Source organism: Streptomyces sp. RLA012 (genome assembly GCF_056270325.1).
Genome location: NZ_JBWDPA010000002.1, coordinates 9211964 through 9235801 on the forward strand (window position 1 = coordinate 9211964; position 23838 = coordinate 9235801).

General features: G+C 70.4%; 21 protein-coding genes and 2 tRNA genes. 16 read left to right on the top strand and 7 right to left on the bottom strand.

What is annotated here, in order from left to right:
- Positions 1–25 precede the first annotated feature (25 nt).
- Positions 26–850, top strand: a complete 825-nt coding sequence (locus RV986_RS41950) for a GNAT family N-acetyltransferase (RefSeq protein WP_475922400.1) — start codon at positions 26–28, stop codon at positions 848–850.
- 81 nt (positions 851–931) lie between these two features.
- Here the strand turns inward: RV986_RS41950 and RV986_RS41955 are convergent, their stop codons facing one another.
- Complete coding sequence (locus RV986_RS41955) at positions 932–1450, bottom strand: DsbA family protein (RefSeq protein ID WP_475922401.1); 519 nt, start codon at positions 1448–1450, stop codon at positions 932–934.
- Positions 1451–1622: 172 nt separating this feature from the next.
- Here RV986_RS41955 and RV986_RS41960 point away from each other — a divergent pair, with 172 nt between their 5' ends.
- Together RV986_RS41960 and RV986_RS41965 are read left to right on the top strand one after the other, a co-directional pair.
- Positions 1623–2069, top strand: coding sequence for a hypothetical protein (locus RV986_RS41960; RefSeq protein WP_475922402.1), 447 nt, complete (start codon positions 1623–1625; stop codon positions 2067–2069).
- A gap of 246 nt (positions 2070–2315) precedes the next feature.
- Entirely contained in the window at positions 2316–2468 is a 153-nt protein-coding gene (locus tag RV986_RS41965) for a hypothetical protein (RefSeq protein WP_475922403.1), read from the top strand.
- 93 nt (positions 2469–2561) lie between these two features.
- Here the strand turns inward: RV986_RS41965 and RV986_RS41970 are convergent, their stop codons facing one another.
- Positions 2562–3119 carry a CGNR zinc finger domain-containing protein gene (locus tag RV986_RS41970; protein WP_475922404.1) on the bottom strand — a complete coding sequence of 186 codons (558 nt, stop codon included), beginning with the start codon at positions 3117–3119 and terminating at the stop codon, positions 2562–2564.
- A gap of 648 nt (positions 3120–3767) precedes the next feature.
- Positions 3768–4181: an SsgA family sporulation/cell division regulator gene (locus RV986_RS41975; RefSeq protein WP_003959770.1), complete on the bottom strand. Its 414-nt coding sequence runs from the start codon at positions 4179–4181 to the stop codon at positions 3768–3770.
- A 191-nt stretch (positions 4182–4372) separates the two neighbouring features.
- Between RV986_RS41975 and RV986_RS41980 the strand changes: the two genes are divergently transcribed.
- From RV986_RS41980 to RV986_RS42010, 7 genes are all read left to right on the top strand, one after another.
- Positions 4373–4807, top strand: coding sequence for a TIGR02611 family protein (locus tag RV986_RS41980; protein ID WP_475924630.1), 435 nt, complete (start codon positions 4373–4375; stop codon positions 4805–4807).
- Between the two features lie 84 nt (positions 4808–4891).
- Positions 4892–4966 (top strand) — tRNA-Val (locus RV986_RS41985).
- A 1076-nt stretch (positions 4967–6042) separates the two neighbouring features.
- Positions 6043–7368, top strand: coding sequence for an ABC transporter substrate-binding protein (locus RV986_RS41990; RefSeq protein ID WP_475922405.1), 1326 nt, complete (start codon positions 6043–6045; stop codon positions 7366–7368).
- 11 nt (positions 7369–7379) lie between these two features.
- Positions 7380–8336 carry a carbohydrate ABC transporter permease gene (locus RV986_RS41995; RefSeq protein WP_475922406.1) on the top strand — a complete coding sequence of 319 codons (957 nt, stop codon included), beginning with the start codon at positions 7380–7382 and terminating at the stop codon, positions 8334–8336.
- Positions 8333–9205 carry a carbohydrate ABC transporter permease gene (locus RV986_RS42000; protein WP_475922407.1) on the top strand — a complete coding sequence of 291 codons (873 nt, stop codon included), beginning with the start codon at positions 8333–8335 and terminating at the stop codon, positions 9203–9205. The genes RV986_RS41995 and RV986_RS42000 overlap by 4 nt, the downstream gene beginning before the upstream one ends.
- Position 9206: 1 nt before the next feature.
- Positions 9207–9827, top strand: a complete 621-nt coding sequence (locus RV986_RS42005) for a hypothetical protein (protein WP_475922408.1) — start codon at positions 9207–9209, stop codon at positions 9825–9827.
- A 79-nt stretch (positions 9828–9906) separates the two neighbouring features.
- Complete coding sequence (locus RV986_RS42010) at positions 9907–12639, top strand: exo-rhamnogalacturonan lyase family protein (RefSeq protein WP_475922409.1); 2733 nt, start codon at positions 9907–9909, stop codon at positions 12637–12639.
- Between the two features lie 10 nt (positions 12640–12649).
- Here the strand turns inward: RV986_RS42010 and RV986_RS42015 are convergent, their stop codons facing one another.
- A complete protein-coding gene (locus tag RV986_RS42015) occupies positions 12650–15031 on the bottom strand; it encodes an SCO7613 C-terminal domain-containing membrane protein (protein ID WP_475922410.1) in 2382 nt (793 codons plus the stop codon).
- 89 nt (positions 15032–15120) lie between these two features.
- Between RV986_RS42015 and RV986_RS42020 the strand changes: the two genes are divergently transcribed.
- Positions 15121–15567, top strand: coding sequence for an SRPBCC family protein (locus RV986_RS42020; protein WP_475922411.1), 447 nt, complete (start codon positions 15121–15123; stop codon positions 15565–15567).
- 62 nt (positions 15568–15629) lie between these two features.
- Positions 15630–15701 (top strand) — tRNA-Val (locus RV986_RS42025).
- 94 nt (positions 15702–15795) lie between these two features.
- Here the strand turns inward: RV986_RS42025 and RV986_RS42030 are convergent.
- Positions 15796–16521 carry an exonuclease domain-containing protein gene (locus RV986_RS42030; RefSeq protein ID WP_475922412.1) on the bottom strand — a complete coding sequence of 242 codons (726 nt, stop codon included), beginning with the start codon at positions 16519–16521 and terminating at the stop codon, positions 15796–15798.
- A 170-nt stretch (positions 16522–16691) separates the two neighbouring features.
- Here RV986_RS42030 and RV986_RS42035 point away from each other — a divergent pair, with 170 nt between their 5' ends.
- From RV986_RS42035 to thrS, 3 genes are all read left to right on the top strand, one after another.
- A complete protein-coding gene (locus RV986_RS42035; protein ID WP_475922413.1) occupies positions 16692–17258 on the top strand; it encodes a DUF4365 domain-containing protein in 567 nt (188 codons plus the stop codon).
- Entirely contained in the window at positions 17255–18481 is a 1227-nt protein-coding gene (locus RV986_RS42040; protein ID WP_475922414.1) for a hypothetical protein, read from the top strand. Before RV986_RS42035 ends, RV986_RS42040 begins: the two co-directional genes overlap by 4 nt.
- Before the next feature lie 131 nt (positions 18482–18612).
- Entirely contained in the window at positions 18613–20598 is a 1986-nt protein-coding gene (thrS, locus tag RV986_RS42045; protein WP_475922415.1) for a threonine--tRNA ligase, read from the top strand.
- Positions 20599–20627: 29 nt separating this feature from the next.
- Here thrS and RV986_RS42050 read toward each other — a convergent pair whose 3' ends face one another.
- On the bottom strand, positions 20628–21299 hold the full coding sequence (locus tag RV986_RS42050) for a potassium channel family protein (RefSeq protein ID WP_475922416.1): 672 nt from the start codon (positions 21297–21299) through the stop codon (positions 20628–20630).
- Positions 21300–21366: 67 nt separating this feature from the next.
- Between RV986_RS42050 and RV986_RS42055 the strand changes: the two genes are divergently transcribed.
- The gene (locus RV986_RS42055) at positions 21367–21927 is read left to right on the top strand and encodes an HIT family protein (RefSeq protein WP_475922417.1); all 561 of its coding nucleotides are present in this window, start codon (positions 21367–21369) and stop codon (positions 21925–21927) included.
- Positions 21928–21970: 43 nt separating this feature from the next.
- On the opposite strand, the gene RV986_RS42060 is transcribed toward RV986_RS42055, so the two are convergent.
- Positions 21971–23680: a hypothetical protein gene (locus RV986_RS42060; protein ID WP_475922418.1), complete on the bottom strand. Its 1710-nt coding sequence runs from the start codon at positions 23678–23680 to the stop codon at positions 21971–21973.
- Positions 23681–23838: the final 158 nt, after the last annotated feature.

Consider the following 23838-nt stretch of genomic DNA (forward strand, 5'->3'; position numbering starts at 1 on the left):
CCGCGGGGCGGGTAGAACACCCCTGATGACCACCACCCTGCGGCCGATCGAGCCGCTGCAGCGCGGAGCCGACGGAGCGCTGTCACGCCGCTACACGGTGTGCGTGAACAGCCGTCCCGTGGGCGGGATCCACCTCTCCACGCACCCCGACTACGGCCCCACCGTGGCCCGGGTCGCGGAGCTGTACATCGAGGAACCGGACCGGGGGCGGGGCCGGGGCACGGTGGCCGTGCTCGCGGCCGAGGAGGTGGCGCGCGGCTGGGGCTGCCGGCGCGTCGAGACATCGGTGTCCGCGGACACCGCGGCCGGACTGCGCCTCGCCACGACGCTCGGGTACGTCCTGCGCAGCCGGAACATGGTGAAGCGCCTGGACGGCACGCCGCCCGCACCGCCCGCCGGCGGTGTCGCCCGGCCCATGACCGAGGCCGAGTACGCGCCCTGGCTGGCGCACGAGCGGGAGGATTCCGCCCGCACGCTGATCGCACGCGGCGTGCCCGAGACCGAGGCGTACCGCAAGGCGGACCAGGGGCACACCCGGTTCCTGCCGGACGGGCTGGCCACCGAGAACACGCTGATCAGCGTCCTGGAGCAGGAAGGGACGCCGGTCGGCACCCTGTGGGTGGGGCTCTGGCCCGACATGGCGTTCGTGCTCGGCGTCGAGACCGCCCCCGAGCACCGCGGCCGCGGTCACGGACGCACCCTGATGCTGCTGGCCGAGGCCCAGGGGGTGGTCGGCGGGAAGGACCGCATCGGCCTCAACGTGTTCGCGGGGAACACCCCGGCGGAGAAGCTCTACGAGTCGCTCGGCTACGCGACGACCTCGTACCACCTCTACAAGAACCTGCTGTGAGCCGCTTCCACGACAACCTGCGGAACCCGTAGAACCCGCATCGCAGGACCCGCGGTGAGGAACATGGGCCGTCGGCGACGGCTACGCGCCCTCGGCCAGCAGCCGGTCGGCGATCTCCTCGATGCGCTCGCGCAGGCCCTCCTGGCTCTTGCCGCCGTCGAGCCGCTCGCCGCCGATGACGTACGTCGGGGTGCCGGTCACGCCGATGGCCTTGCCCTCGGCCTGGTCCGCGTCGACGATCAGGATGTGCCGTCCGTCGATGAGGGCCGTGTCGAACTCCTCGGCGTCCAGGCCGAGTTCACGGGCCACCTCGATCAGGAAGGGTTCGCCCCCGCGGTCCAGCTCCTCGACACGGCCGAGCACCGCCTCGACGTACGGCCAGGACCGCCCCTGCTCCGCGGCCTCCTCGACGGCCTGCGCGGCGGCGAAGGAGTGCTTGTGCTTCTCCAGCGGGAAGTGCCGCAGCCGCAGCTCCAGACGATCGCCGTAGCGGGCGCGCAGCGAGTGCAGGTCGGCCAGGGCGCTGCGGCAGTCGGGGCACTGGAGTTCGCACCAGACGTCCAGGACGGCGGTGGCGCGGGCTGCGGAGGAGTCGTTCATGGCAGCCAGTGTCCCAGCCCCGGCCGCGGTGCCCCAAACGGGACCTTGGGAGGACCCCGACCCCGAGATGTCCCTGAGGTCCGCCCGGAGCATGGCATATCGGGCCTCGGGCGGTGCAGGATGGAAGGGACGAACCGACCCCGCTCGACCGAGCCCTGCCCTGGAGGACCGGATGATTGCCGAGACCATCTGTTCCGCCGTCTCCGCGGCCGGCCTCGGCATCGCGGCGGTCACGGCCTACCGCAAGCGCTTCCTCTCCGCCGCCCGTATCGCCGCCTACTCGCTGGTTCCGGTCGGCCTGGTGATGACCGGGGTCGTCGGCTGGGTGGCCGACACCGCCTTCAGTCCGACCGCGTGGGCGGGCTTCGGTGTGCTGGGCGTGGCCTGGCTGCTGTTCATGACCACGCGGGCGGTGGAGCGGCGTGGCGGCGGGACCCGGAAGGAACGCAAGGCGGCCGCCCGGGCCGCCCGGCGCGAGGCGGTGGCCCCCGCGGCCTCGGCGCCCTCGCTGGGCCAGGGCTCCCGCCCGGCCGCCCGACCCGCGACGGCGCCCCGGACCACCGGTGCCGGCGACGACTTCAGCGACATCGAGGCCATCCTGAAGAAGCACGGCATCTGAGGATGCCCGGCAGCTGAGGGAGCACGGCATCTGAGGAAGCACGCGATCTGGGGATGCCCGGGATCCGAAGTGGCCCGGTGCCCGGAGCGGCCCGGCATATGACGGACTGAAACGACACGGAGGATCATGGGACGGCGTGGAAACGATCACGTTCGCTCCCGCTGATCGCGGATATTGGCGAACTCCCGGTCATTCCGGGCGTGTTGATCGCGTAGCGCGTGGTGGCTGCGTCATCATCGCCGCGAGATGCTGGACACAACACAGAGCGACAGCGCCGCCCCTCCCGAGGAGCGGCGAGGTTGTCTCTACGCGCTTTCCCAGCCACCGCTGATGATCTTCCTTGCGGTGATCGGCTGTCTCCTGCTCATGGCTTCGCTGCACGACCTGCTGCTGCTCTGAGCCGTACACGGAGCCCCTGGCGTCACCCGCCGAGGGCTCCGTAGCCGCCGCCGTCCAGGGGCTCGATCCATCCGCCGTACGGTCGGTGGTGCGTCAGCCCGCCGCCTCCTTGCGGCGCGCCCGGTACGCGGCCACGTGGAGCCGGTTTCCGCAGGTCCGGCTGTCGCAGTAGCGACGCGAGCGGTTGCGGGAGAGATCCACGAAGGCGCGTCTGCAGTCCGGGGCCTCGCAGCGGCGCAGGCGGTCCTGCTCCCCGGCGACCACGAAGAAGGCCAGCGCCATCCCGCAGTCGGCCGCGAGGTGGTCGGCGACCGAGGCGCCCAGCGCGAAGTAATGCACATGCCAGTCGTGGCCGTCGTGGTCGGTGAGCCGGGGCGTGGTGCCCGCGGCGGCGACGAGTTCGTTGATGAGACCCGCGGCGGTCCGTGGATCGTCGGCGGCGAAGATGTCGGCGAACCGGTCGCGGATCTTGCGTACGGCCGCGAGATCGTGGTCCGTCAGGACGCCGACGTCACTGATCTGGTGGCTTCGTACGAAATCGGCGAGGGACGCGACATCGGCGAGCCCGTCCGCCGTGTGGTCCTCCGGCGCGGTGTTCACCAGATCCACCACGGTGTCGAGGGCGCACCGGGTGTCGTGGGTGATCAGCACGTTTCGCTCCCTGGCCTGGGGGGTCGGGCGGGCGCCCGCCGATGCTGGCCGATCGTAGTGGCTTCCGGGCGCGGGGGAGCGGGGTCGGCCCCGGTGGATACGGCACCGAAGCGCGCGGACCACCCCGGTCCGTGCGGGCGCCGGTCCCGCGGCGGCCCGCTCGCCCCCGAAGGGCCGCCGTGGTTTCTGCCAAGGCCCACCACTCAGGCCCACACCACTCAGGCGCACCGGCATCGTCCGTGCCGAGGCGTGCCCGCGCTCACGCACACCGCCACGGTCATGTTCGTTCGCGCGGGCCGGTGACGTCTCCGCGGAGCCACGCCCTCGCCATGCGCGCCGGAGGGGGCCCAGCGGGTCCCGTGGACCCGTGTGGGCGTCCGGGACGTCCCCGTGGGGCCTGTCCTCGCCCTGCGTGCGCTGGAGTCGCTTCTGCCGAGGCTCGCCCCAGACCGAGCCCTACGACCCCCGACCGCGCCCGACCGTGCCCTCCAGCCCCCGCCCCCGACGACGCGCGCCGGCGCCGCCTCCGCGGAAGTCCGCGGCGACGGCGCCGGTGCTTGTGCCCTATGCGGTTGTGCCCTATGCGGTTGTCTAGGCCCGAGCCGTCTCCCCGAGTGGACGGCGCCGGGCGGCTCTGTGGGGGGCTCGCTAACTCTCGGCCAGGATGTGTGAGAGCTCCGTGTCGAGATCGAAATGCCGGTGTTCCGTGCCAGGGGGCACGGCGGCGTCCGTTCGCTTCAGGAAGGACTCCAGGGCCCGCGCCGGGGCTTCGAGCAGTGCCTCGCCCTCCGGGGAGCTCAGGGCGATGCATACGACGCCCTGGCCATGGCTACGGGACGGCCAGACTCGGACGTCGCCGGTACCGGTGGGCCGGTGCAGGCCCTCGGCGAGGAGGTCGCGGGCGAACACCCACTCGACGGTTTCCTCGGCTCCGGTGTGGAAGGTGGCGTGCACGGCATAGGGATCGGCCGTGTCATACCGCAGTCCTGCGGGAACAGGCAGTGAGGACTCGCTCGACACAACGAGGCGCAGGTGCAGCTCGCAGCTGACCGTGGTGTTCATAAGCGCCAGGGCCTTTCGCTCAGTGTGCGCTCGGGGATTCGCACGTCGGCGAAATCGACATGCCACCTACGGTGCCGTTGTAAACCCCTCTGAGTGTTTTGCGTGCCTTTACGTAACTCTTCCGGCCGAGAGTAGGTTCGCCGGATAGGGCCATTCCGGTGACCGGTTTCTCTCCGGTAGGGTTTGGCCGTATGAATACGGGGAGTGACGAGTCTGGCGAGGTCGCCATGGCTGATGACGAGACGAAGATCGAGGCACCGCTCGGTTCACGGGCGCCGGAATTCATCAAGGCACGTCGCGCGCTGCATCTGAGCTGGCAGGTGGGCGTTTTCGTCGTGGGGCTCGCGGTGGTCGGCGCGGGCGTGATCATGCTGCCGCTGCCCGGTCCGGGGTGGCTGGTGATCTTCGGCGGCATGGCGATCTGGGCGACCGAGTTCGTCTGGGCGCAGCTGGTGCTCCGCTGGACGAAGCGCAAGGTCACGGAGGCGACGCAGCGGGCGCTCGATCCGAAGGTGCGGCGCCGCAACATCATCCTCACGAGCGTCGGCGTCGTCATCGTCGCGACCCTGGGTGGTGTCTACATCTGGAAGTTCGGCCTTCAGATGCCCTGGAACATCAGTGAGTGACGGAACCCCTTCCGGTACTGCCCCGAAGGTCTCTCGGCTGGTCGGAGCCACCCCCTGACATGGGGTAATGTTCTCCGTGCGCCCGGGCGATTAGCTCAGCGGGAGAGCGCTTCGTTCACACCGAAGAGGTCACTGGTTCGATCCCAGTATCGCCCACCAGTACGACAGGCGGCCCAGCTCCACGGACTCCGTGGACCGGGTCGCCTTCGTCGTTCCCGCCCCCTCGCCCCCTCCTGCCGGTGCGTCGGCGTGAGCCTGTGACCGGTCACTCTCCGCAGTCGTCAGGGCGGCGGCGTGGCAGCGCCTGGTGCGCGGAAGTCGACGCCACTCGGGCTTGCAGCCCGTCCACTGCGCCGACGCCACTGTCGCCACCCCGCTGACCTGTGTCGACGCCGCGGACCCCGCCGCGCCCCGCAGTCTGCGCCCGCACCGGGGGAGCGCCGACTCCGCGCACGGAATCCAGGCCCGGGGCGTGCCGGCCGCGACGCCCGAAGCGGGTCCCGGTGGTCTCCGGGGACCGTGCTCGGCTCCCGCGTCCCCGCCCCGCCGCCGCCCCAGTCTTCGCCCGTGCCCAGCCCTCCGGCGATCGGCCTTCTCCGTGCACGGATGCCATGTGAGCGGCGCGCTCCCGCTGCCCCGTGGCCGGCCATTGCTGCCGGTGCCAGAGCCCAGAGCCCAGAGCCCAGCACCGGTACGGGTTCCGGCTCCGGCACCGCCGGCCCCCACCCGCACAACCCGGCCGCGAACCACGCCCCCACACCACCCGGCACCGCCCCCGCCCACCTCCCAGAACCGCACCACGCCCCGACCGCCACGCAACCGTCAAACCGCCCCGCCGCGCGACCGCTCAACCGCCCTGCCGTGCGACCGCTCAACCGCCCTCCACCCCACCGCCCACGCGGCGAACCCCCCGCGCATCTACGCCAGTTCGGGCCACCACCCCGCCTCGAAAGTCACCCGTCAACCCCTCACGCTCAGTTCCACCCGGTGCCGCTCTCCGGCCCGACCCCCGATTGTTTTCAGCCCCGTTCACACCCCGCCCGACCCGCCGTTTCCTGTCCGGTGCGCCGACCATGCGCCCCGGACCTGCGCACTCGTGCGCCCTCGACCGGCAGGTGTCCCGGCCGTGCGCCACCGTGCTCGCGAACCGCTTCACATCAATTCCTGTCCGAATCATTGACGCGCCTGAAACCCCTCCGTAGCTTGTGCCAGCAAGCGCTTACTTGAAACGATTCATGCAGGTGCCAACGACGTCGCGGGGAGGCCCGACTGTGGGTAACAACGGGAGTGTTGAGAGGCGTACGGTCCTCAAGGCGGCCGGAGCTTCGCTGGCCACGCTGGGGCTGGCCGCGACGACGGGCTGCGGCGGGGACAGCGGCAGTTCGGGGGACGGGACCGTCACGATCCGCTACGCCTGGTGGGGCGCCGACGAGCGGGCGAAGCGGATCAACCAGTCCATCGCGCTCTTCGAGAAGAAGTACCCGAAGATCAAGGTGAAGACGGACTTCCAGGATTACGTGGCCTTTTGGGAGAAGTTCCAGACCCAGGCCGCCGGTGGAAATCCTCCGGACGTATTCCAGAACGCGGTCGGCTTCCTGCGGAAGTACGACAAAAGAGGCGTACTGCTCGACCTCAAGACGCAGATAGACGCGGGGAATCTGAGCCTCGACAATTTCCGCGACGGAGTCGAGAAGGTCGGCCAGGTCGACGGAAAGCAGCTCGGCATTCCGGTCGGATCCAACACCATGTCACTTGTCATCGACGAGAAGGTGTTTGAGGAGGCGGGCATCAAGCCCGAGCAGGGCTGGACCTGGGACGAGTACTTCGCCGCCCTCAAGAAGATCCACGACACCCGGAAGGTGCCCGGCGACACCGGCTACTTCAGCATCATGTACCTGTACGACCTCTATCTCCGCCAGAACGGCAAGGCGTTCTTCACCAAGGACGGACTCGGGTTCGACGAGGCCGACCTGACGGAGTGGTGGACGGACGGCTACAACCGCGTCAAGGCCGGCATCATCACCGACCCCAAGCGGGTCGAGCAGGACAAGCCCAAGTCCTCGCTCTCGGCGGCCCATGGCGCCTCCGAGTTCACCTGGGACAACTTCACGGTCCGCTACACCGCCGAGGGCACCAGCAGCTACGGCCTCGCGCCGATTCCCACCACCGACGGCAAGCAGACCGGCCAGTACCTCGCCTCCCTGATGCTGAGCGCCTCCGCCCGCACCAAGCACCCCAAGGAGGTCGCGCAGTTCATCGACTTCATGGTCCACGACCCCGAGGTCGGCAAGATCATGGGGTACGACCGCGGCATCCTCGCCACCACCGAGCAGTTCGACGCGTACAAGCCGAGCGACGCCCCGAACCAGGCGATCGCGAAGTACGAGCAGGATGTCGCCGCGGCCGGAGTGCTCGGCACCATCACCCCGCACCCGGCGGGCGCCGACACCTGCGAGGCCGCCTTCCTGCGCATCGGCGGTGACATGTCGCAGGGCACGACCAAGGTCGCCGACGCGGTCAAGCAGTTCTTCTCCGAGGCGAAGACCGCCCTCGCCGCCTGATGGGAACCGCCGTGACGCTCGTCAAGGACTCTCCGCCCGACGCCCCGGAGATACGCCCCGCGGCCCGCGCCGCCAAAAAGCGGCAGGGCCGACGGGAGAATCTCGCCGGCTATCTCTTCATGTCCCCGTGGATCGCGGGCTTCCTGCTGCTGACCGCGGGCCCGATGGCCGCCTCCCTCTACTTCGCCTTCACCGACTACAACCTCTTCAATTCGCCGAAGTGGATCGGCTTCGACAACTTCACCAAGATGTTCCACGATCCGCGGTGGCAGAAGTCGGTCGAGGTGACGGCCAAGTACGTCGTCATCGGCACCCCGCTCAAGCTGCTGCTCGCGCTGGGGGTGGCCCTGCTGCTCGCACAGAGCCGCCGCGGACAGGCCTTCTACCGGGCGGCTTTCTACGTCCCGTCACTCATCGGCGCGAGCGTCTCCATCGGATTCGTGTGGCGCGCGCTCTTCTCCGACGACGCCATCGTGGACCGTACGCAGTCGTTCCTCGGCTTCCACACGGGAGGGTGGGTCGGCGACCCGAACTGGGTGCTCTACAGCCTGGTCGCGCTCACCGTCTGGCAGTTCGGCGCGCCCATGGTGATCTTCCTCGCCGGGCTCAAGCAGGTGCCGAGGGAGCTGTACGAGGCCGCCGAGGTGGACGGCGCCGGACCGCTGCGGCGGTTCTGGAACATCACCCTGCCGATGATCTCGCCGGTGCTCTTCTTCAACGTGCTCCTGGAGACCATCCACTCCTTCCAGATCTTCGGCTCGGCGTACGTGGTCTCCAACGGCTACTGCGGACCGGCCGACGCCACGCTCGTCTACACCTGCTACCTGTACCAGAAGGGCTTCAAGGAGTCCCAGATGGGCTTCGCGTCCGCCATGGCCTGGATGCTGCTGCTCGCCGTGGCGCTGGTGACGGCCGTCCTCTTCTGGTCCCAGAAGCGGTGGGTGCACTACGAGGAGGACGCCCGATGAGCACCACCCTGCGCAAGCCACTGGAGGTCGGCGGCCGGGGGCGTGCCGGCTCGCTGGTCTGGCACATCGGCGCGCTGCTGATCCTCGCGGTCGTGCTCTATCCCGTCATCTGGGTCATCGGCGCCTCGTTCAAGCCCAGCCGGGACATCATCGGCAGCCTGGACCTGTTCCCGACCAGCCCCATTCTCGGCAACTTCAAGGGCCTCGCCGACGGCATCGCGGACATCTCGATCGCGACGTTCTTCCAGAACTCCCTCTTCTACGCGCTCGGCTCCGTCGTCGGCATCGTCGTCTCCTGCTCGCTGACGGCCTACGCCTTCGCCAGGATCCGGTTCGCCGGCCGGAACCTGCTGTTCTCCCTCATGATCGGCACACTCCTGCTGCCGTACCACGTGCTGCTCATCCCGCAGTACGTGATGTTCCAGAAGATGGAGCTGGTCAACACCTATGTGCCGCTGCTGATCGGCAAGTACCTGGCCACCGAGGCGTTCTTCGTCTTCCTCATGGTGCAGTTCATGCGGAACCTGCCGCGGGAACTCGACGAGGCGGCCCGGCTCGACGGCTGCGGTCATCTGCGGATCTACTGGTCGATCGTGCTGCCGCTGTCCCGGCCCGCCCTCATCACCAGCGCGATCTTCACCTTCATCAACGCCTGGAACGACTTCATGGGCCCGTTGATCTACCTCAACGAGCCCGGCAAGTACACGGTCTCGCTCGGCATGATGATGTTCCGCGACCAGGAGGGCGTCGCCAACTACGGCGGCATGATCGCCATGTCGCTGGTCGCCCTGCTGCCCGTGCTCCTCTTCTTCCTCGCCTTCCAGCGGTATCTGATCGACGGTATGGCGACCTCCGGATTGAAGGGCTGAGATGGCCACCAGCCAGTTGCGGGCGGAGGAGAAGAGGCGGGCGAAGGCGCGCCGGGCAGCCCGCGAATCGGCCTTCGGCGAGCGTTTCGCCGTGTTCGCGGAGTGTCTGCTCACCGGGGTGTGGATCGCGGTGGCCTCGCTGCCGCTGGTCACCTACCCCGCCGCGTTCGCCGCCGGGGCCCGGCATCTGCGGCGGCGTACGTCCCACGAGGCGGGCGGCCTGCGGGAGTTCGTCGCCGACTTCCGGACGGCCGTCCGGGGCGGCTGGATCGCCGGGGTCGCCGGCTGGGCAGCGGCGGCCGCGGTCTGGGTGGACGTCCAGGCCGTGCGCGCCGGGATCCCCGGCGGCCCACTCGTCGGGGCCGTCGGACTGTTCGCCCTGATCGGCCTCGCCGTGGCCGGGCTGCGCGCGGCGGCCGTCTGGGAGCCGGACGCCTCCTGGCGGGTGCTGCTGGCGGAGGCCGGACGCCGTACGGTCCTCGATCCGGCCGGCTCGTTCCTGCTCGTGGGCGGACTGGCCGTGGTGGCCTGCTCCGCCTTCTTCGTCGCGCCGCTGGCGGTCCCCGTCCTGGGGGCCGTCGCGGCGGCGGCCGTGGCCGTCGAGGCGCGCCACCGCCGCTGAGCTCTTCGCAGGTCGGCGCCCCCGGCGTCGTACCTCTCTCTGTCATGCCCCTGACTTCCCCGCACGGAAAGGAAAGGCCATGTCTCCCATCCCCCGCAGGTCCCTGCTCAGGGCGGCCGCCGTCGCCGGAGCCGCCGCGCAGTTCAGCTGGGCCCTGGGCGGTACGAACGCGCAGGCCGCCGGCAGATCCGAGGCCGCCGACGCCGACCCGGTGACCCTGGACTGGCTGGAGGACGGCGGCCTCGGCGCCGCCCCCGGCTCGACCGTCGGTGTGCCCTGGCCGAAGGGCGCGTACCAGCAGGACCAGACCTTCGCGCTCACGGACGGCGACGGCAAGGACGTGCCGGTGCAGTCCTGGCCGATCGCGTACTGGCCGGACGGCTCCCTCAAGTGGACCGCGCACGCTGTGAGTTCCGGCTCCGGGAAGCTGACGCTCGCCGGCGGTACGTCCACCGCCCCCGACAAGAGGGTGACCGTCGACAAGAGCGGCGGCACCATCGACATCTCGACCGGGGTCATCAGCGCGAAGATCGGCAAGAGCGGTTCCACGCTCGTCAAGTCGGTGCAGCGCGGCTCCACCGAGATCGCCAAGGACGGCCGGCTGGTGCTGATCCGCCAGCCCGAGATCGAGGACGACGACCAGGGCGCGGAGAAGTACGAGCGGTTCGAGAGCGTCATCGGTGAGGTCGTGGTCGAGCAGGAGGGCCCGGTCCGTGCGGTCGTCCGTATCGACGGCAAGCACCGCAAGGGCGGCCGCAGTTGGCTGCCGTTCTCGATCCGGCTGTACTTCTACGCGGGCGCCGACTCCTTCCGGATGGTGCACACCATCACCTTCGACGGGAAGCAGGAGCCGGGGAGGACGAGCGGAGACTTCATCCGGGGGCTCGGCGTCCGCTTCAACGTGCCGATGCGCGACGCGGCGTACGACCGGCACATCCGCATCGGCGGCGACGGCTCCGGTCTGCTGCGGGAGGCCGTGCAGGGCATCACCGGTCTGCGCCGCGACCCGGGCGCGGCCGTGCAGGCGGCACAGTTCGCGGGCGAGAAGCTGCCCGATCCGGCGACCTGGGACCAGCGGGTGACGACACGCCTGCAGTACATCCCCGAGTGGGGCGACTACACCCTCTCCCAGCTCTCCGCCGACGGCTTCACCCTGCGCAAGCGCACCAAGAAGGGCCACGGCTGGATCGGCGCGGGCGGCGGACGCCGGGCGAGCGGCTTCGGTTACGTCGGCGGGGCGAGCGGCGGATTCTCCTTCGGCCTCAGGGACTTCTGGGAGAAGTACCCCGCCCAGCTCGACATCCGCGACGCGGCGACCGACGAGGCCGAGGTCACCCTCTGGCTCTGGTCGCCCGAGGCGCAGCCCATGGACCTGCGCTTCTACCACGACGGCATGGGCCAGGACACCTACGCCGAACAGCTCGAAGGCCTCAACATCACCTACGAGGACTACGAACCCGAGTTCGGCACCCCCTACGGCATCGCCCGCACCTCCGAACTCCTCTTCTGGGCCAACGAGTCGACGCCCACGCCCGAGACGCTCGCCGAACAGGTCGCGGCCGTAAGGGTGCTGCCGCAGCTCGCCGCCCCGCCCAGGCACCTCATCAAGGCCAAGGTCTTCGGCGGCCTCTTCTCCGAGCCCGACCGCTCCACCGCCGCCAAGGCGAAGATCGAGGACCACCTCGACTTCCTCTTCACCTATTACAAGGACCAGGTGGAGATGCGCCGTTGGTACGGCTTCTGGGACTACGGAGACTTCATGCACTCGTACGACACCGTGCGCCACCAGTGGCGCTACGACGTCGGCGGGTACGCCTGGGACAACTCCGAGCTGTCGCCGGACCTGTGGCTGTGGTTCGCGTATCTGCGCTCGGGCCGCTCGGACATCTTCCGCTTCGCCGAGGCGCTCACCCGGCACACCGGCGAGGTCGACGTCTACCACCTCGGCCAGTGGGCGGGCCTCGGCACCCGGCACGGCGTGCAGCACTACGCCGACAGCGCCAAACAGCAGCGCATCGCCAACACCACCTACCGCCGCTATTACTACTACCTCACCGCCGACGAGCGGGTCGGCGACCTCATGCACGCCAACGTCGACTCCGACGAGACGTTCCTCGTCCTCGACCCGATCCGCAAGATCCGCACCGAGCCGTACACACCCGACCGGCACGCCCTGTCCATCGGCTTCGGCACCGACTGGAGCGGTCTGGTCTCGGCCTGGCTCACGGAGTGGGAGCGCGAGGGCCCGAAGTGGGAGAAGGCCAAGGCGCGCGTGCTGTCGACAATGGAGACCATCGCCGCCCAGCCCAACGGTTTCGTCCAGGGCAGCGGGCTCTACGACCTCGACACCGGCAAGTTCGCCATCGCCTCCGCGCCGGTCGTGTCGGTCTCGCACCTCTCCGCCGTCTTCGGCCTCAACGAACTGTGCGCCGAACTGATCGACCTGGTCGACGTGCCGAAGTTCAAGGAGGTCTACCTCGACTACTGCCGCTACTTCAACGCCACCAAGACCGAACAGACGGCACGCTACGGCTCCAACTTCGGCTCCCTGCTGCTGTTCCAGGGCCACTCGCGCCTCGACGCCTACGCCGCCGTCCAGACCGGCGACGCGACGCTCACCCAGCGCGCGTGGACGAAGTTCTACAGCTCCGACGGCTACATGGAGTCCTCGCCCTGGAAGACCGAGCCGCTGAGCGGCCCGGTCACCCTGGTCCCGGGCAGCGAGGCCAACTGGGTCAGTTCGAACGACACCGCCCTGTACGGCCTCGCCGCCATCGAGAACCTCGCCCTGCTCGGAGACAAGATGCCGTAGTACCACCTGGCTAGCGCATCCTCTCCAACACCTCCCGCACCCGTCGCGCGTCCCGGATCCGCTGCTCGTACGTCGCTCCGAGTGCGAGCAGCGCCAGACCGGCGAGCGCGGGAGGCACCCAACGGGGCAGCGCGCCCGCCATCTGCACGAGGTACGGGGCGAGTTCGTGCAGGGCGTCCAGGGCGAGCACGCCGCCCCCGAGGACGAGCGGGGCCCGCAGCCGGTGCCGGGCACCCACGAGGGTGACCGCGAGCGCCGCCGCGCCCAGCAGCAGGGGGCGCGGCCAGTCCGGGTCGACCCACGCCGTCAGGAGACTCGGCACGAGTGTGACGGACAGACCGGGTCCGTACGCGGTCCAGGACGAGGCCCGCGGATCCTTGCGGTGCCTGACCCACCCCACCAGCAGCGCGGGGACGGTCACCGGCAGCGTGTACGCCTCGACGGAGCCGACGTTCCAGCACGCCAGACGGACCCAGGTGGCCAGCAGGAACAGGGCTCCCGCCGCGTATCCGACGGAGCGCCGGTCCGCGCGTACGGCGGTACCCGCGGCGATCACTCCGCACAGGGCGAGGACCAGGGCCAGCAGCGGCGGATCGGTGACCGCGAGATCGAGGGCGAGCAGTCCGGCGGCGGCCCCGGTCACCTCGACGGGCACGGTCGCCGGAGAGGTGCCGAGGCGCGCCGCGAGCAGGGCCGCGCCGGCCGGCACGACAAGGACCAGCAGCGCGGTGTGCTGCGGCTGCCAGCCGAGGGAGGCGCCCACGGCGCAGGCGAGCGCGGTGGCGTACGTGAGGGCGGCGACCGGGGCGAGCCGTGACTGCCCGGACACCGCGGCGAACAGCACGGTCAGCGCGGCGAGTACACCGAGGGTCGCGCCCTCGGCGGCGAGGGAGAGGCACGCGAGGTTCACCGAGGTGAGAACGGCCAGGAGGAAGGGGATCCGGCGCGACTGCGTCCTGCGGGCGTACGCCAGGGCTGCCAGGGTCGTGAGCCCGTGCGCGGCCATCCCGGCGGCGTAGGGGATGTCGAGGGCCGCGGGCAGGACGAGCGCGGTCGCCCAGGCGAGGCCCAGCGCGCCCCACGTCGCCCGGGGGAGCCATGCGCCACCGCGGACGGCCACGGCCAGGACACCGGCCACGACCGCGAGGACGAGGGGCGCCGTAGCGGCGTACGCGGGCCAGGGGATGCCGACCGTGACCGCCTCGCGGGCGGTCGAGGGGGAGCCGGACCAGGCGTGCTCGGCCCAGCCCACCGGGCCGAGCAGAGCCACGGCGACCAGCGGCAGCGCCCACACCACCGCGACCGCCTGCACCGAGCCCGAGGCCCACGCGAGGCCGCGCTTCAGCGGCTCGGGAAGCCGGGCGCGAACGGCCGCCAACAGGGCGACGCCGCACACCAGATACGCCGGAACCGTCCAGTCCGCGGGCAGCGACACACGCGGGACGCCACCGAGCGCGGCGACCGTGAGCAGCCCGCCGGTCACGGCGGCCCCGGTGGCGACACGCGGGTTCGGCAGCCGCCACGCCGCCGCCAGGGCGATCGCCGCGGCGAAGAGGAGGAGCGCCGCCGCACGGGCGGCGGCGCTCGGGCCGGTGGCCGTCCAGGACAGCCAGCCGGCCGCGAAGGAGCCCCAGCCGCCCAGGCCGTACGCGCCCACGGCGGCGACGAGACGCACGGACCTCGGGGCGACCCGGAGCGCGACGGCCGTGTCGAACGCCGCCGTCAGCAGCAGCGCGGCCGTCACCGCGGGCGCGCCCGCGTCCGCCGCGGCCGCCCAGAGGATCAGCGGGAGCTGGGCCGCGGCCAGGGCGGTCGGCAGGGGCAGGCGCAGCGGGGGCCGCGCGGGGGTGACCGGTTGTTCCGCGGACCCGTGCGCCGGCCCGCCGAGAGCGAGCCCGTACGCCGCCCACGACCCGGCCAGCAACGCCGAGGCGACGGCCGCGTACCCGAGGCCGTCCACACCCGGGAGGGCGACCTCGTGCAGCGCGTACATGTCCAGGACCGTCAGCGCGAGACCCAGCCCCGCCACCGCGTCCGCCGTCGAGCCGAGCCTGCGCCGGAGCAGGAACACGGGCGCGCCGAGCGCCGCCACCGTCACCGCGCCGAGCACCAGGGCCCGCCCGGCGATCCCCATTCGTCCCCAGCTGACGAGCGTGAACGCGATCGCGGCGATGGTCAGCAGGATGCCGCCGAGAACGAGCAGCACGTTCTGGACGCGGGGTGCCGTGGTCTCGGGCCGACGGGCGGGAGGGGGCGGCGGGGCGACGGGCGCCCGGAGCGCGGCGATCAGCCAGGCCCGGCGCGCCAGCAACAGGGCACGGCGTGCGTCGAGTTGCCACAGCTCGCTGTCGAGGAGGCGCAACTCCTCGGCCGGAGGCGGAAGGTGGGTCATACCTCGGGAGTGTGGTCCCGGTCACCTTTTTCGGCATGAGTGCGCGTACTCATGCCGTACTCAGATGTCCGGTTGGGCACACTCCGTCCATGGACTGGAGTCATTACCGCTTCCGCAGTATCTGGGCCCTGCCCGCGCCGCCCGCCCACGTCTACACCGTCCTCGAACGGGCCGACGACTACCCGAGCTGGTGGCCCGAGGTCCGTGAGGTGACCCGGATCGACGAGCGCAGCGGCACCGTGCGCATCCGTTCGCTCCTGCCCTACGACCTGGTGTTCGCGGCGCGGGAGGTGCGCCGCGACCCGGCGTCCGGGGTTCTGGAGATCGCGATGACGGGCGACCTCGACGGCTGGGCGCGCTGGACGCTCGCCGCCCAGGGGCCCGGCACCCGCGCGCAGTACGACCAGGAGGTGCGGGTGAGCAAGCCCCTGCTGCGGCGGTTCGCGGTGCCGGGACGGCCGGTGTTCCGTGCCAACCACGCCCTGATGATGCGCGCGGGACGGCGCGGACTGGCGGCCCTCCTGGCGGGTGCCTGACGGCTCGCCCGCAAGCGGTTTGAACCACACCCGCAGGGACCTGTATTGTTCGGTGCGTTCCCGGGCGATTAGCTCAGTGGGAGAGCGCTTCGTTCACACCGAAGAGGTCACTGGTTCGAACCCAGTATCGCCCACCCGGAGAAAGCCGGTCCGTCACAGACGGACCGGCTTTTCGTTGTCGGACGGGATTCTTGTCGTCGGACCGGTTTTTCGCTGTCCCGCACGGGCTCAGGCCGCCGCCGACAGTTCAGGTCGCAGCGGCCACGACGGATCCACCGCCTCCGGCGTACCGCTGCGCGCGAACCACGCCTGCAGACCGCGCGCCTGTGCCGCGTGCCACACCGCCTGCAGGGTGTGCAGTTCGGCGGGGGAGAGCCGCTCCAGCCGGCTTGCGAAACGGCGCCCCACCGCTCGTACGACCTCCATCGAGGCCAGCGCGTCCGCCGCCGCGTCGTGCGCGCCCTCCAGCACCACGTCGTAGTGCGCGCACAGGTCCGTGAGGGTGCGGCGGCCCTTGCGGTAGCGGTCCAGATGTTTGTCGAGCACCCGCGGATCGAGCACGCACAGCGGCGCGGACTCGAACCACTGGTCGAGACAGGAAGCGCGATGGCGACGCAACTCCCGGTCCAGGAGCGTCAGATCGAACGGCGCGTTCATCACGACGAGCGGGCGGCCCGCCGCGGCCTGTTCGCCCAGCACCCTGACTATCTCGTCCATCACCGGCGACGGCCAGCGGCCGTTGCGCTGCAGATGTTCCTCCGTCAGCCCGTGCACCGCCGTCGCGCCCGCGGGCACCGGCACTCCCGGGTTCACCAGCCACTGGGTCACCCGGGGCCGGGAACCCGGGGCGTCCTGGACGACGACGGCGGCCGACACGATCCGGTCGGTCTCGACGTCCACGCCCGTGGTCTCCGTGTCGAACGCGGCCAAGGGGCCCTCGTACCAGCACGTCATACGCACACAACTCCTTGTTCACCCACGGCAGCTGACGCACCGCCTTCTGCCTGTTTGGTGATACCCGGGCTGTTTGCGCCGTACGCCGGAAGGAGACAACAGAGGTACGGGTCTTTGCAGTTCAGCGGCCCGTCGCGGGGAAACACTTGGCTTGGAAGGCTGTTGGAATCATGGCACTCGCGCAGCCCGAGCGGGGCGGGCTGCTGCCCCAGCGCACGGCACCCCATCGCGGCACACTCGCCACCACCGCCTGCATGGAGACCTTGCAGGTGGGCTACTTGCACGCCGTCGCGGCGGCCGCCGGCTGCTCGCTCTCCCAGCCCTTTCCCGACAACGGCATCGACTGGCACGTCAGCCACAGCGCCCCCGGGCACACGGTCGACGACGAAGTCACCATAAAAGTGCAGCTCAAGTGCACCTACCAGATACCGCCGAACCCGCCCGGGCCCGCCTTCTCCTTCACGCTCGACAACGAGCACCTGGCGAAGCTCGCCCGCTCCCCGGTCTCGGTGCACAAGATCCTGGTCGTGATGCTCGTGCCCAGGTCCCAGGACGACTGGCTGCGCGCCAGCCACGACCGCCTCGACCTGCGGCACTGCTGCTACTGGATCAACCTCGCCGGCCACGCGATCACCGGCCGGCGCCGGACCACCGTCCGCATACCGACCACGCGCATCTTCGACGACCGGGCGCTGTGCGAGATCATGACGCGGGTCGGGACGGGAGGCAGGCCATGACGCACCGCCCCATCAACCCCATCGACGAACCCCTCCGGCCGGTCAGGCCACATCCTGTGGAGACCCGCTGGACCGAGCCGCCCGAGCCTGGCCAGGTCGACCCCGCCGTCCTCAGTGCCCTGCTGCACCGGCACGGCTGGCAGCGCCGCGGAGGCGCGGCCGGACGGTACGGCCGCTGGACACCACCAGGGCCCGGTGGCGGCGGCACGAGCCTGCTCGTGCCCGAGAACCGGGCCTTCCCCGACAGCGACGACCTGCTCGGCGAGGCACTCGTCGCACTCTCCCGCAGCGGCTCGCCGTCCGCACACGACATCCTGATCGCGCTCGCCGTGCCCAGCGACGAGATCCGCTGGTGGCGGGACGTCCCGACCGGCCCCGTCGGCGCCACGCCCTGGAGCGTCGAGGAGCGGCTGCGCTCGGCAGCCCGCCAGATGCTCCTCGCGGCGGCGCTCGCCACGCGCGCGCGTGCGGGCTACTACGGCGCCCGGCACCGCAGGCCCGCCGCCGCGGCCCTGGAGAACGTCCTCGTGGGCGCCGCCCCCGGCGGACGCCGCCTCACCGCCTTCGTGCCCGTCGACACCGGCCGGCCGCTCTCCGTACGCCTGCACCAGGCGCTGTACGCCGCCCGCGAGGCCATCGACTACCAGCGGGCCACCGGCGGCATGGAGGCCTTCGACGCGGCCGTCGAGGCGGGCGTCAGCCACGAACTCACCGAGGCCGTCGCCGCCCTCGTCCGCGGCACCGAGGGCGCCCGCATCGCCGTGGAGTGGGCGCCCGCCGCCGGGGTCCCCGAAGGTTGCGCGGCGCCCGACGAGGCCGTGGAGTTCTCGCCCGGCGACCTGCCCGTCCTGCGCGAGGCCGGGGCCCGCTACCTCCGCGAGGAACCGTCCATGCCGGTGCGCCTCACGGGCGCCGTGGTGCGGATGCGCAGGTCCCAGCCGCGCGGCGAGGGCACCGTACGGCTTCGGGTGATCGCGGGAGCGGAGGTCCAGCACGTCCGGATGACGCTGGACGAGGAGTCGTACCGGATAGCGGGCCATGCCCATCTGGTCGGGCTGCCGGTGCGGGTGCACGGACGGCTGGAGAGCCGCGGCGGCTTCCGCAGGCTCACGGACGCCTCCGGGGTCGCACCCGTGCAGGTGGACGAGGCCGAGCGGGACCGTCTGATGAAGTCGCTCCAGGAGAACCTGGACTTCTTCGAAGAGGCGTGCAGCGGGGACTGAGGGGTGCGGGGGCCGCCGACGAGAACCGTTTCGCGGAGGGGCCCCCGGGCTCGGTAGGATCGCTAGGCACTGCTGTGCCATGCCCAGAGGGTGACCTTGGTGGGTTTGCCCCCTTCAGTCAGGAGAGACCGGTGTCAGACGTCCGTGTGATCATCCAACGCGATTCCGAGCGGGAAGAGCGCGTGGTGACGACGGGCACTACGGCCGCCGACCTCTTCACCGGCGAGCGCACCATCGTCGCGGCCCGTGTGGCCGGCGAGCTGAAGGACCTCGCGTACGAGGTGCGGGACGGCGAGGAGGTCGAGCCCGTCGAGATCTCCTCGCAGGACGGCCTCAACATCCTGCGCCACTCCACCGCGCACGTCATGGCCCAGGCCGTGCAGGAACTCTTCCCCGAGGCCAAGCTGGGCATCGGCCCGCCGGTCAAGGACGGCTTCTACTACGACTTCGACGTCGAGAAGCCGTTCACGCCCGAGGATCTCAAGGTCATCGAGAAGAAGATGCAGGAGATCCAGAAGCGCGGTCAGCGTTTCTCCCGCCGTGTGGTCACCGACGAGGACGCCCGCGAGGAGCTCGCCTCGGAGCCGTACAAGCTGGAGCTCATCGGGATCAAGGGCTCCGCGGCCGTTCAGGATGGGGCCGACGGCGCGGACGTCGAGGTCGGCTCCGGCGAGCTGACCATCTACGACAACCTCGACGCCAAGACCGGTGAACTGTGCTGGAAGGACCTCTGTCGCGGTCCCCACCTGCCCACCACCCGCAACATCCCGGCGTTCAAGCTGATGCGCAACGCCGCCGCGTACTGGCGCGGCAGCGAGAAGAACCCCATGCTCCAGCGCATCTACGGCACCGCCTGGCCGTCCAAGGACGAGCTGAAGGCGCACCTCGACTTCCTCGTCGAGGCCGAGAAGCGCGACCACCGCAAGCTGGGCAGCGAGCTGGACCTCTTCTCCATCCCGGACCAGATCGGCTCCGGCCTCGCCGTCTTCCACCCCAAGGGCGGCATCATCCGCCGGGTCATGGAGGACTACTCGCGGCGCCGCCACGAGGAGGAGGGCTACGAGTTCGTCTACACCCCGCACGCCACCAAGGGGAAGCTCTTCGAGACCTCGGGCCACCTGGACTGGTACGCCGACGGCATGTACCCGCCCATGCAGCTCGACGAGGGCGTGGACTACTACCTCAAGCCCATGAACTGCCCGATGCACAACCTGATCTTCGACGCGCGCGGCCGCTCGTACCGTGAACTGCCGCTGCGCCTCTTCGAGTTCGGGACCGTGTACCGGTACGAGAAGTCGGGCGTCGTGCACGGCCTGACCCGTGCCCGCGGCTTCACCCAGGACGACGCGCACATCTACTGCACCAAGGAGCAGATGGCGGAGGAGCTCGACAAGACGCTCACCTTCGTCCTGAACCTGCTGCGCGACTACGGCCTCACCGACTTCTACCTGGAGCTCTCCACCAAGGACCCGGAGAAGTTCGTCGGCTCCGACGAGGTCTGGGAGGAGGCCACCGAGACGCTGCGGCAGGTGGCCGAGAAGCAGGGCCTCCCGCTCGTCCCGGACCCGGGCGGCGCCGCGTTCTACGGGCCGAAGATCTCCGTCCAGACCAAGGACGCCATCGGCCGCACCTGGCAGATGTCGACCGTGCAGCTCGACTTCAACCTGCCGGAGCGCTTCGACCTGGAGTACACCGGGCCCGACGGCTCCAAGCAGCGTCCGGTGATGATCCACCGCGCGCTGTTCGGTTCCATCGAGCGCTTCTTCGCGGTACTCCTTGAGCACTACGCGGGCGCGTTCCCGGCGTGGCTGGCGCCCGTGCAGGCGATCGGGATCCCGATCGGCGACGCACATGTGGAGTACCTGCAGAAGTTCGCCGCCGAGGCGAAGAAGAAGGGCCTGCGCGTCGAGGTGGACGCCTCGTCGGACCGTATGCAGAAGAAGATCCGCAACGCGCAGAAGCAGAAGGTGCCCTTCATGGTCATCGCGGGCGACGAGGACATGGCGGCCGGCGCCGTCTCCTTCCGCTACCGCGACGGCTCGCAGGAGAACGGCATCCCGGTCGACGAGGCGATCGCCAAGATCGCGCAGGTCGTCGAGGACCGCGCGCAGATCTGACGCCCATGGCGTACGGGCCCCCGGGAAGCTCAGCTCCCCGGGGGCCTTTCCCTGTCCCTGTCGGTCTCGTCCTCGCGTGCGAACACCTGCAACAGCCAGGACGAGAACGACCCGGTCACCGCACCGAGCAGGGCCAGCCCGCAGGCCATGAGCCCCGTGGCGATCACCCGTCCCCACGGCGTCACCGGGGCCACATCGCCGTAGCCCACCGTCGACAGTGTGGAGCAGACCCACCACACCGAGTCACCGAAGGTGCGGATCGTGGCGCCCGGGGCGGTGCGCTCCTGCTGATAGACGGCGAGCGCACCGGCGAAGCCGAGGAGCATCACCGACAGGGTGGCGTACGTGATCACCCGCGCGTGCAGGGTGAACCTGGGCTGTCCGTGCCGACGCTGCACCGCTTCGTAGACCTTGACGATCCGCAGGGGGCGCAGCAGGGGCAGTACGAGCACCACCGAGTCCAGCCAGTGCGTCCGTACGAAGCGCAGGCGCTGCCCGCTCAGCCGCCAGCGCACGGCGAAGTCGACGGCGAACAGCGCCCAGGTGGCGAGCAGTGCCACCAGACAGGTGTCCCGCCACGCCTCGGGCAGGTCGTGGGCCAGAACGAGGACCGCGTAGAAGAAGAGAAACAGCAGTGACGCCACACCGAGCGGGACTTCGCTGCGCCGCTCCCAGCGGGCCTGTGGGCTGTCGTCGTCCATCGCCCCAGCTTGGCCGCAGGCCCTTTTGCACGGCACCCGCCGACACGCCGCGAATGGGCGAAGCAATATGCTGCACCACATGACGAGTGAGCCGGAGCAGCAGATCGGGGTGGGCACGCAGGACGCGTTCCAGCGCTTGTGGACGCCCCACCGGATGGCCTACATCCAGGGCGAGAACAAGCCCACCGGCCCGGGGGCCGACGACGGCTGTCCGTTCTGCTCGATCCCCGCCAAGTCGGACGAGGACGGGCTTGTCGTCAGGCGCGGTGAGCAGGTGTACGCGGTGCTCAACCTGTACCCGTACAACGGCGGCCACCTCATGGTCGTGCCCTACCGCCACGTCGCGGACTACACGGATCTGACCGACCCGGAGACCGCCGAGCTCGGCGAGCTGACCAAGCAGGCGATGAGCGCGCTGCGCACCGCCTCGGGCGCGCACGGCTTCAACATCGGCATGAACCAGGGCACCGTGGCGGGCGCGGGCATCGCCGCCCACCTGCACCAGCACATCGTCCCCCGCTGGGGCGGCGACACCAACTTCATGCCGGTCGTGGGCCACACCAAGGTCCTGCCGCAGCTCCTGGCGGACACCCGCAAAATGCTGGCGGAGGCCTGGCCGACGCGTTAGCGAGGGGCGCCCTGTGACAGGGCGCCTCCCCTCCGCCGGAGGCTCACGCGTCGTACACGTCGTCCTTCTTCGGCGTCGGGTCCTGGACCGCGCCGCTGAGGGCGGACGTGCGACCGTCGAACTTCTCGGTGTTCACGTTGTGGCCCTTCAGGAACTCGATGACCGCCTCGTGCACCACGCGGAGCACGGGGGTCGCGCTGCGCAGCACGTCGTCGGACATGAAGCGGTGCTTCCAGGGCTGGTCGGCCCAGGCGTGGCGCAGTCCGAAGGGCTCGGGAAGCGCCAGGGAGCCGCCGAGCCAGTTGAGGAGCGGCGGGTACCAGGTGAGCGGGGCGCGGGCGGCAAGACGGACCACCTCGTCGTTGTCCACCAGCGGGAGCTTCACCGTGCGGGTCTCCCAGAACTTGACCGTCTTGGAGACCTGCTTCTCCTTGGCCGCGGGCTTGCCCATGAAGAGGCCGTTCACCGGTCCCAGGGCATGGCCGGTGAGCTCGATGCGCAGGGTCTTGTGCAGCACGGTCACGGTGACGAGCATGGTGATCACCAACTGGCCGTCCCAGAGGGTCCATTGGACACCGAGGTAGTGCCGTTCACCGCTGTCGTACTGCTGCTTGTTGCAGATGTCCCGCATCTGCTGCAGGTTGACCTGGTGGGCCGTGCTGCCGCCGGGGCGGGTGACCGCCTTGGCGCTGTCGGGCACGTGCGTGACGACCCAGTGGCGTATCTCGGGCTTGGGGAAACCGCCCGTGGTCAATGGGCTGGTGTTGAGCCTCTCCAGGGCCCGCTCGATGGCGCTCACCACGTCGAAGCTCTGGAACCTGGCGATCTCCGGGGGCGGAACCAGGTGTTTGGCCAGCTCCGCGCTCAGCGAGCCCACCTTCTGCGTCTGTTCCGAGGCCAGCGGGACCAGTTCCTCGGCGAGGTGCCAGTGCCCCCAGCGCGTGCCCATGCCGAGGATGCCCTTGCGGCCGGCGTAGAAGACCGCGTTCGACCGCTGTTCGTCGCGCAGTTCGCCGAACGCCTGGCGCAGCCGCTCGGCCCGGGTGTCGCCGGGGCTGCTGGGAACGGATTCGGGAACCCTGGCGCCCACGGTGCTGCCGGAGAGGAGAGCGTCCCAGCGGGCGCGCAGGTCCTTCGCCGTGCGCTCGCAGATCTGCTTCGCCAGCAGCCAGCCGACGACGGGGGCGACGAGCGCGCCGCGCACGTACCAGGCGAGGGGGCCGGTGAAGGGCAGCCGGATCATGGCGATCACGGCGAAGGCACCCACCGCGACCAGCAGAGCGGTGGCGAGGGCGGGGGCACGCTTGCCCTCGCGCTTGGCGACGGTGGTCCGCAGCTGGAAGACCAGCAGCCACAGGAGGAGCCCCGGCAGGAAGAGCAGACCGCACACCACCATCACGGCCGCGAGCCGGTTGTCACGCTCCTTGCGGAGGCGGTTCGCGGCCAGGCAGTGTTCGACCACGGCCTGCGGTTCGATGCCGAAGGACTGGATGACCGGGCTGCGGCCGACGCCCAGCATGCGGGACACCACTGCCTGGGAGAAGGCCTCACCGAGGTTGGGCCGGAAGATCGTTGCCCACTTGCGGCTCGGTTTGACGGTCGACTCGTGCCACTCGTTGTTGGCCTCCAGGATCTTTCCGACCTCGTCGTCCCGGTAGGCCGCCGAGGCCAGGGCGTACGTCGCCAACTCGTCCGTGCCCGACCGTGGCACCTGTGGCCCGAAGATGTCCTCGAAACCGGTTGGAACCGTCATTCCCGCCCCCATCGCCGCCGGTGTCGCTCCTGCGGCCTTCCCGACTTCCCTGCCCCGCACACCTGTTGATCAGGTCATCGTCTTGATCAGGTTCTCAGAGTATCGGCCGCGACCGACATTCGTCGGCGGACGGCCGAAGCCGCCCGCCGACCTGATGA

Bases quoted from the DNA above. Each gene is read 5' to 3' on its own strand.
- RV986_RS41950 (WP_475922400.1), top strand. From the start codon at position 26: ATGACCACCACCCTGCGGCCGATCGAGCCGCTGCAGCGCGGAGCCGAC.
- RV986_RS41955 (WP_475922401.1), bottom strand. From the start codon at position 1,450: ATGAACGACTCCTCCGCAGCCCGCGCCACCGCCGTCCTGGACGTCTGG.
- RV986_RS41960 (WP_475922402.1), top strand. From the start codon at position 1,623: ATGATTGCCGAGACCATCTGTTCCGCCGTCTCCGCGGCCGGCCTCGGC.
- RV986_RS41965 (WP_475922403.1), top strand. From the start codon at position 2,316: ATGCTGGACACAACACAGAGCGACAGCGCCGCCCCTCCCGAGGAGCGG.
- RV986_RS41975 (WP_003959770.1), bottom strand. From the start codon at position 4,181: ATGAACACCACGGTCAGCTGCGAGCTGCACCTGCGCCTCGTTGTGTCG.
- RV986_RS41980 (WP_475924630.1), top strand. From the start codon at position 4,373: ATGAATACGGGGAGTGACGAGTCTGGCGAGGTCGCCATGGCTGATGAC.
- RV986_RS41990 (WP_475922405.1), top strand. From the start codon at position 6,043: ATGCAGGTGCCAACGACGTCGCGGGGAGGCCCGACTGTGGGTAACAAC.
- RV986_RS42000 (WP_475922407.1), top strand. From the start codon at position 8,333: ATGAGCACCACCCTGCGCAAGCCACTGGAGGTCGGCGGCCGGGGGCGT.
- RV986_RS42005 (WP_475922408.1), top strand. From the start codon at position 9,207: ATGGCCACCAGCCAGTTGCGGGCGGAGGAGAAGAGGCGGGCGAAGGCG.
- RV986_RS42010 (WP_475922409.1), top strand. From the start codon at position 9,907: ATGTCTCCCATCCCCCGCAGGTCCCTGCTCAGGGCGGCCGCCGTCGCC.
- RV986_RS42015 (WP_475922410.1), bottom strand. From the start codon at position 15,031: ATGACCCACCTTCCGCCTCCGGCCGAGGAGTTGCGCCTCCTCGACAGC.
- RV986_RS42020 (WP_475922411.1), top strand. From the start codon at position 15,121: ATGGACTGGAGTCATTACCGCTTCCGCAGTATCTGGGCCCTGCCCGCG.
- RV986_RS42030 (WP_475922412.1), bottom strand. From the start codon at position 16,521: ATGACGTGCTGGTACGAGGGCCCCTTGGCCGCGTTCGACACGGAGACC.
- RV986_RS42035 (WP_475922413.1), top strand. From the start codon at position 16,692: ATGGCACTCGCGCAGCCCGAGCGGGGCGGGCTGCTGCCCCAGCGCACG.
- RV986_RS42040 (WP_475922414.1), top strand. From the start codon at position 17,255: ATGACGCACCGCCCCATCAACCCCATCGACGAACCCCTCCGGCCGGTC.
- RV986_RS42050 (WP_475922416.1), bottom strand. From the start codon at position 21,299: ATGGACGACGACAGCCCACAGGCCCGCTGGGAGCGGCGCAGCGAAGTC.
- RV986_RS42055 (WP_475922417.1), top strand. From the start codon at position 21,367: ATGCTGCACCACATGACGAGTGAGCCGGAGCAGCAGATCGGGGTGGGC.
- RV986_RS42060 (WP_475922418.1), bottom strand. From the start codon at position 23,680: ATGACGGTTCCAACCGGTTTCGAGGACATCTTCGGGCCACAGGTGCCA.